Annotated in this window: 2 protein-coding genes; both read left to right on the top strand. The window is 31.1% G+C overall.

Annotation, left to right across the window (positions count from 1 at the left end; genetic code table 11):
* Positions 1-378: rolling circle replication-associated protein (locus tag QI30_RS18770; protein WP_425475034.1), on the top strand; the 378-nt coding region annotated here is incomplete at its 5' end.
* A gap of 87 nt (positions 379-465) precedes the next feature.
* Positions 466-852 (top strand): hypothetical protein (locus QI30_RS18765; RefSeq protein WP_199754726.1); only part of this gene is annotated, 387 nt, incomplete at its 3' end.

The following is an 852-nucleotide window of genomic DNA, read 5'->3' as shown; positions in this document are numbered from 1 at the left end:
GATGTAATAGAGTTTCAAGAAAGAGGAGCGATTCATTATCATATGATTGTTAATCTAGATATAACGCAAGGAGTTTTAGAGGAGAAATGGGGCTTAGGGAAAGCAGAGGTAAAAGATATTTATGATATTTCTAAAATCACAGGATATATGGTGAAGTACATGAATAAAGCTAGCGCAGATGAACGTTTATTAGGGGAAAAGATTTACCACTGTTCTAAGGGTTTAGAGAAGCCATTAGAGCTAGTTGGAGATGAAGCAATGGAGTTTCTAAGGGGAAAATTCAAAAATGGGGCAGATCCAACATTTAGAAGCCATTATAAAAACAAATTCACTGGAACACCTATTTTTTATAGTGTTTGTAGTGTAAATGTCGAATAAACACGAAAAAACACTGTATTTTTTTTAAAATAACTCATATAAAATTAAAGAAATACAACTTGAGAAAACATTAATTTATGAGAGGGTGTGTTTAAAATTATTCTCAACATAGAAAATATAGGAATAATAGCTAACGCAGATATAAAAATAGAAGGTGTAACCGTAATAGCTGGATCTAATAGTTCGGGGAAAAGTACGGTGGGGAGAGTCTTATATGCTATCGGCACGAGCTTAGCTGAAAGTTCGTATATAAAATTATTCAAGCAAAAGTTAAATATCATAGATAATGAGTTAAACAGACTTAAAAAAATTTCATTAGATGAAGAAAGTTTAGCAATTGCGGAAGAAGCAACTGCATTGCTTGATAATATGTCGTATATCATTTCTATGCTCGAAGAGCATCCTACTTCTCAAAAAGAGTTTGAAAATCAAAGTATTAATTTTTCTAATAAACTAAAAAAAATCATTAATTCT

Origin of the sequence: Candidatus Kurthia intestinigallinarum, from assembly GCF_003991225.1 — a bacterium.
Lineage (GTDB): Bacteria > Bacillota > Bacilli > Bacillales_A > Planococcaceae > Kurthia > Kurthia populi.
Note: the sequence above shows the minus strand (reverse complement) of the source record. Positions and strands in the feature narration are given on the sequence as shown.